Origin of the sequence: Mesorhizobium sp. M1E.F.Ca.ET.063.01.1.1 (assembly GCF_003998155.1) — a bacterium.
Taxonomy (GTDB): Bacteria; Pseudomonadota; Alphaproteobacteria; order Rhizobiales; family Rhizobiaceae; genus Mesorhizobium.
In genome coordinates, this window is the sequence record NZ_RZSC01000302.1 from 1 (window position 1) to 6,769 (window position 6,769).

At 60.9% G+C, this 6,769-nt stretch carries 6 protein-coding genes; all 6 read left to right on the forward strand.

The genetic code is table 11. The features are described 5' to 3' along the window. Positions 1 to 1,202: 1,202 nt before the first annotated feature. Positions 1,203 to 1,448: a hypothetical protein gene (locus EOA29_RS20440; protein ID WP_210213158.1), complete on the forward strand. Its 246-nt coding sequence runs from the start codon at positions 1,203 to 1,205 to the stop codon at positions 1,446 to 1,448. 162 nt (positions 1,449 to 1,610) lie between these two features. After that, entirely contained in the window at positions 1,611 to 1,958 is a 348-nt protein-coding gene (locus EOA29_RS20445; RefSeq protein WP_189478942.1) for a peptidoglycan-binding domain-containing protein, read from the forward strand. Between the two features lie 36 nt (positions 1,959 to 1,994). Next, a complete protein-coding gene (locus EOA29_RS20450) occupies positions 1,995 to 2,267 on the forward strand; it encodes a hypothetical protein (protein ID WP_127221359.1) in 273 nt (90 codons plus the stop codon). A gap of 101 nt (positions 2,268 to 2,368) precedes the next feature. Continuing rightward, positions 2,369 to 2,590, forward strand: coding sequence for a hypothetical protein (locus EOA29_RS20455; protein WP_127221360.1), 222 nt, complete (start codon positions 2,369 to 2,371; stop codon positions 2,588 to 2,590). Between the two features lie 593 nt (positions 2,591 to 3,183). Continuing rightward, positions 3,184 to 4,179, forward strand: coding sequence for a hypothetical protein (locus tag EOA29_RS20460; RefSeq protein WP_127221361.1), 996 nt, complete (start codon positions 3,184 to 3,186; stop codon positions 4,177 to 4,179). A 343-nt stretch (positions 4,180 to 4,522) separates the two neighbouring features. Further along, on the forward strand, positions 4,523 to 6,769 hold a 2,247-nt coding region (locus EOA29_RS20465; RefSeq protein WP_145969720.1), incomplete at its 3' end, for a hypothetical protein.

Genomic DNA, 6,769 nt, shown 5'->3' on the forward strand with positions numbered 1-6,769 from the left:
GTCTGCAGGCTGGCGCAAATACTGGGTCAGCAGCGTCAAGCAAATGACACCGCTGTCCAGCGCGACCATTATTGGCGCAATGGAATCCACTTACCCCCCGGTAAGGCACGAAACTGGTGCTTACTCCACTCATGCGACGGTTCCACTTTGGGCGCAAGCAGGAGGCGAAGAAATATTTCGGAATAGCTGTAGGCGGGAAATATCTCCGATTATATATTAGCAACTGTTAATGTAATTTTCTGCCAGTCTGAAGCTGCCAGGATTGCTGCTTCGTTCGCGCGAGCGGATATGGACCTTCGCCGGCGGCTCTTTGGTGCATTGTGTTATGCCGCCCCGATTTTCACGAATGTCCGCCGTCATGACGTTTATCGAATGCTCTGCCGTTTCTTTCGCTGGCCTTCTCGTCATGAATCTCGCGACATCTTCGCAAGCGGACCCATGTCCGCGGCGATTGCGCTTCTATTTCGGCCAAGGCGCCACCGGCGGCGCGATGGCCCAACAGAAGTGCGCATTCCCCATCCACATCAATGGCAGCATCTCGAGCCTGAGATCATTTCCGCTCCTAGGCACGGCGTCGCCACAGCCCCCAGCCGTTCAAGCATCACCTGTCAGTCGCAAACTGGCTACAGGGGCACAGACACTTTGTCTTCATCGGCACCGGCAAAGGCTCCGTCACCTCGGCCAGTCGAAAGTGGACATTAAGGTTGACTGAACCGGACGCTTCGCGGTGCCTGGTCGTGAGTTGTGGCGGCCGCTCTGGGCCGGCGTGTTCACCCTCATAAACGTCGCCTTGGGGAGCAATTTGGGCGGCATTGCCCACCGCGACCTTCAGACGGTTACCACAATGTCACTTTCGAGGCTGCGGAACGTACCCCTGACGTCGGCAGCGCCGCAACGGCAGAAGTATGAAACGATTTTGAATCGTCTTGTTCCGTTAACACTGAGAATTTGTTAGCGCTTTGACGATGATAGTTTGCGCTGCAGCGAGGGGCGCACTTTCCGACGGAAGCGAAATATGCTTCACAGCTGATAAAGCATACGCGGACTTACTGCGGTCACCGGATGCGAAGATATGGCGACCGGTGCGCCAGAACAGGTGGTTGGAAGGACATAGCGTCATGCCTCGGCCATCTTTGTTGAAATTGGGATCTGTAACCTGCCACGCGACCGATGATTTCATCGGACCGGATGACCTCGTCGGGGTGTTGGGAACCGATCGCTTCCCGATCGGCCAGTTCGAGGCGGGGAGCAGCCTCGATGTCGGTATCGAGATGCCGATCGCGCCGGGTGTTACGGAACTCACGATTCTCGAGGCCGACGTCATCGAAGACGACGTGCTCGCGACGATCGACCTGACGCAGGACATGGATGTCGACCGGGTGTTCGGCATACTCACAGGGGATGCCCGCTATGATGTGAATTTCGTGGTCATCAGCGAGCCCGGCTGACCCCGGCCGGCTCAGCATCCTGACAAGGAGCGTATCCCCTTGAGAAAGAGGACGAGCAGATGACGGAAATCAGGCACCACGCAATGATTGATGTCCGGGACGGATCACCGCGTACAGTCTCAACCTCCGGGACCGACGCCAGACAATGGAAAGGGTTTGACGATGCCTTTTGATCAACCGACCCTGCAATTTGGTGACAGTGGCCCTGAAGTCACCAGACTTCAGGAGGACCTGACCGCCGTTGGTTGTTTCTCCGATGTCGCAGACGGATCCTTTGGCCAGTCGACCACGGATGCGGTCGTGCTCTTCCAGTCCGCGCTCGGCCTGGTCGCCGACGGTGTCGTCAATCAGGACACATGGTCAGTTCTCGAAGGCCCGGAGGCCAGTGTGGAGGACTCCATCGACATCTCCGACCTCCCCGGCCTGACGCTCGCGGTGAGCCACGCCTCTGACGGGAATGTCGACGCCTACCTCGCTGACCTTGGCATTGGTTCCGGCAACAACGGGTAGACCGGGACGCCGCTCTGTCTCGGAAAGGGAGCTATTATGACTTGCGAAATTCAGGAAGTCGCCGTCGCGGTCGCTCTGGGAAACGCGGTAGTCGCGACGCCGAGTGTTGCCTTCGGGGCCGTGGCTCCGCCGCTCGAACCGGCTCTGGCACTGAAGATGTGGCTCTCCTGGGCGGCTCTGCTCGTGGCGATCAGCTTCCTCATCAAGTGCTTTGAAGACAACGGCAGGCAGCAGGATGCCGAAACGTTGAAGCGGGAGCTGGACCGGCTACGTCAGGAGCTTGAGAGCCTGAAGCAGAGAGTGCACTAGAACATCGGGAATCTCGCCGGCGCAGCCATGAAGCAGCTTTGGTCGCTGGCGGGCGCAAGCTGCTTCCTGTGTGCCAGCTGGCTGCTCTCTGGTATCTTCGCATGGATGACACGACAGCCGTAACGGACAAGATGCTGACCGTCCTCGTTCCCGTCTGCCTCGGCTTGATCGTTGTGGCGTTCCTGATGCCGTCCTTGTCGAAGTTTTCTGTGACAGGGGTTTCCGTAGAACTTGCCCAGGCTCCGGCCGTGGCCGAGGCGAAGGGCCCAAAGTGGGTTATTCTGGCGACCGAGGCGATTTCCTGGGCAGGTCCGGCAATCTGACGCCTGCCTTTCGGCCGCGCCACCTCGTAGCCTGGTACAGTCCGGCGGCAGATTCCTGGTCTGTGGGTCACAGGCTCGATTGCTGTCCGGGTCACCCCTACTGTTCAAAGCCGGGAAGGAACGGGGCTTAGCGATTCGTTAACTTCATCAACATCTCGCCTGGCATTCCCGTTAACGGGAACTAAAACATAAAGAGAATTGCATTGATGAGCGACCTGTTTTATCTTATTGTTCTCTAAAAAAGGGACTCTTGCAGGTTTAACGGCATCATGCTGCGCAAGGTTGAGGCATCCGGTTTCAACCTGACCGCCGCGTAAAGCATAAATCTTGTTGAAGCACTGCGTTTTTCGTTGCGACATGACCTATAGTGCGCAACGGCTACTCCGTCGCCCGACCGATAAACAATTTCTTTGGCCGGCAGATGTTGTAGCCTGCAATTCTAGGCACTCCGCCTCGAAAACACGTTCGCCTGAAGTGAATACGCAAACATCATCTGGACTCTTTTTCGTCGCCGATCCATATCGTATATACTTTGTCGGTACTTTTCTTTACAGCCCTCATGCCTGCGAACGGGCGGCGGGGATCCAGGCAAGGTGGAACGCAGCATGGCAATCCCCCCTGAAGTTTTGGCTGCAAAGGACGCGCTGGAGGACTTCCTGTTTTCTACCGGGATCGTTACCGGCGTCGCGATCGGAGTTCGCGACGAGGAGCAGCCCGATCCGGACGATCTTGCCCTGCGGGTCTTTGTTCGCGACGCATCCCGGGTACCAATCGAAGTTCGAACCGCCCTTCAGTTCTTTCCCTTTCAGGTTGTCTTCGTCCAGAGGGCGTTTGCGACCGCGCAATTACCCGACAACGACCGCTACCGGCCTGTTGAGGGGGGTGTATCGGTCTCGCCAAAGCGCTTCTTCAACGCGGGGGCAGGCGTCCAGCATGTCGGCACGCTGGGAGCGATCGTAAAGGATCCCCTCAATCCCGACATTCGCTACGGGCTCAGCAACCATCATGTCATGTGCGTCGACATGTCGAGAAGCGCTGGCGACATGATGCTGCAGCCTGCTCCGACCTTCCTGGGCCCGTTCCCGATCGATGAGATCGGTCCCCTTTCCGACTGGTCGTTCCCTGAAAATACGGAAACCGGCGAACTCGACGCCGCTGTCTGCCGTATTGACCTCGCGTCGATAGAAGCCGTCGTCGATATCGGTCCGGTTTCCGGCGTTGTTGACGCAGAGCCCTGCATGCAGGTCTCCAAGCGTGGGAGGTCGACCGGTCAGACTTTCGGCTGGATCGAGGACATCCACGGGAGCTTTGAGGCGGACTATCCGCAAATGCCACCGATAACCAACGCGCAAGGTGCGCAGACAACCCGGCGCATCCTCAGGAATCAGCTTCAGATACATGTCGACTTCCCCCTTTCGATCGCGATCGGAGAGAAGGGCGATTCCGGCTCGGCCGTCGTTGCGGGTGACAAGGTGGTAGGCCTCTACTGGGGCTCAGGCTTTGACCCTGCGAACCCGGGCAATCCCATCCAGCATGGTATCGCCAGCAGGGCAACCGAGATCGAGCGCCTGATGGGTGTGAACTTCTGAGCGGACCAACACGACCCGGACGCCGGCACAGGATGCCTGCGCTTCATGTGCAAACCCGGGAGAATTGCGTTGCTGATTTCCCAGCTGTTTTCCGGAAGTACAGACCTGGAGCTGATAGCCGCCGGCGGGCGTCGCATGTTCGCGCGAGAGAGCCCGGACCGTGTGGCGCTGGTGCAACGAGCACTCCCTGCCATCGCTGGCAATCGTCGCGGCCCCGGCCCTGCAAAGGCTTCGAGAGGCTTCTGCCCGACGTCGTCGTGCCGGGGCGCCAACATTATCCAAAGGAGACATGCATCGACGTTCGCTATCCAGCCAGCAGCCTTCGCCGGGAACAGAGGACAAGATGTCGATACGATCAATACTTGAGAGCAGCGGCGTCCTTCGCCATGTGGTGCTTTCGGGCGAACTTGACACGCTTCTGTCGAGCCTCAGTCCCGGATCTCCACCCATTGAGGTGAGCCCCGGGATCTTTTCCGGCGAAGTCGAGATCGATCTGGACCAGAACAAGAGCCCGTTACCGGGGTTCGACTTTCACCTCGGCCTGCCCACGAACGAGGCAGGCAAGGTTCCCTTCAAGCTCAAGCTCGAGCCGGCTGATGACCCGACGTCCTTCGGGTTCTGGCTGATCCTCTCCAGGGAGGATCGCGTCAATGCCGTCTTCAAATTCGTGGAGCGACTCGCCGGGCTCGGCCTGACGGGCGCCACGGTCGTTACCGACCAGGCTACCGGCCAGACGAGCCTGGTGTCGACAGGTGCGGCGCCTGTGCTGGTCAGCCGGGCGGACGAGGCGGCCTCCCAGCTGGCGCCTTCGCTGCTGATATCCGGTTCTCCCGAGGCGCCCGCCAGCATGCGGTTCACGCCGGACACCGACTCCACCGAAGGCATCGTGACCGTCGGTTTCGAGCCCCCGGCGGTTCTGTTCGGCAACTCCGGCATTGGCTTTCATTGCCCGACCTTCATCATCGACGACAGCGAGCAGAAAGCGGGTCCCGGAAACGGCGCGCCCGGGCTGTCTCCGCCGCTTGACCGTATCGATGCGGACCGTCTTTCCTGGCGAGGGCTGCTGGCGCGGGAGCTCGACTTCTACCTGCCGCCCGATGTGCCGTTCTTCGGCGGGCAGCCGATCAGGGGATATTTCGCCGTCCCGACCGGCCCTGGCGGGATCCAGCTCGTCGTCGAGACCTCTGTACTGCCGAAGCCGGCGACGGGAGAAGCTTCGGCCGTGCCGGGCTTCAGCATCCGCATCGAGTGCATCGATCCCACGGCCAGGGGTCTCTCCGGGCTGACGCCGACCCTGATTTCTGCCACTGTCGACCTGCCGATCAACAACCGATCGCTTCCGCTCGAGCAGCTGGGCAACCTCACCTTCCTTGGCGGCGAACCCGTGCGGGCGACCGCTACCTTCGCGCGCGATCCGGTCAACGACGCGGGCACCATGCGGTTGGCCCTCGGCCTGTCGTCGCAGGGGCCGGCTGGCCTTGTGACAGTCAGGACCGACGACGGCGCCGGCGTGCTCGATCCCGCCAAACTTTTCAATACTGCGGCCGCAATGGCCACGTCGCTGATTGCCAATGGCGACGTGCAGAACGACGGCGGCAAGTACCATCTGGCGGCCATCGCCGCGGCAGGCGCGGCCTTGTCGTCATTGTTCGAGCCGAAGAGCCAGTTCGTGCTGCACGGCGCAGAGATCGAATCGACCGGTCACGGCCTGCCGGTCGGAGGCCCGATCTCGCTCAACCTCGACTACTCGGTCGCCGTGCGGGTGACGGCGCTCGGCATTCCGGGAGGACCGTCAGTCAGCATGGTGCCCGACCAGCCGATGCGCATCCGCGTCCGGCGCGTCCGCATGCTGATAGACATGCGGAAATCGGGGCTCGGAATGTTCGACCTCGATTACGACTGGGCGGAGATGGAGATCGAGAACCCGGGAGCCTGGCAACTCGACGGCTTCGAACAGCTGTTTGACGTCATCGGCAGCCGGTCCGGCCGCGGCTCCGCCTGGATCGAGGTCGACCTGCGCTTCAGGCTGAACCTGGGTCCCGTCAAGGTCTCGGGCATGACGATACGGGGAACGCTTCGCAATGGACAGCCCGAGGTCACGATCACCGGAATCGCCGTGGGCATCGACCTGCCTGGCGTCATCGCGGGAGAAGGCGCGCTGCATCTGATCGGCGGCGGCTTCGAGGCCCATCTGGCGGCCTCGATCGTGCCGTTGCAGTTCAACGCCGACGCCACGGTGATCTACAGCAACCCGATGGTGTTCCTGGCGCTTTCCGCCGAGCTGCCGGCGCCGTTGCCGCTCGCCAATTCCGGGCTTGGCCTGTTCGGCGTCGCGGGTATGTTCGGCATCGCCGCCAGGCCGAAGTTCGGCGACGAGGACGACCCGGTGCTACGGCAGCTGGAGTGGCGGCACGAGAAGGCAGAGGATTTCACGCCCTCTCCCGGCAACATGATGTTTGGCCTGGGTGCCGTGGTCGGCACGCTGCCCGACTTCGGCTTCACCTTCGCGGCAAAGGCCGAGATCATCGTCACCGTGCCCGACGTCTCGGTCCGTGGTGCGCTCAATGGCGGCATCATGCGCCCGCGGCCC

What these genes read in the sequence shown, in the direction of transcription:
- EOA29_RS20445 (WP_189478942.1), top strand. Translation starts at nt 1,611, where the DNA reads ATGCCTTTTGATCAACCGACCCTGCAATTTGGTGACAGTGGCCCTGAA.
- EOA29_RS20450 (WP_127221359.1), top strand. Translation starts at nt 1,995, where the DNA reads ATGACTTGCGAAATTCAGGAAGTCGCCGTCGCGGTCGCTCTGGGAAAC.
- EOA29_RS20455 (WP_127221360.1), top strand. Translation starts at nt 2,369, where the DNA reads ATGGATGACACGACAGCCGTAACGGACAAGATGCTGACCGTCCTCGTT.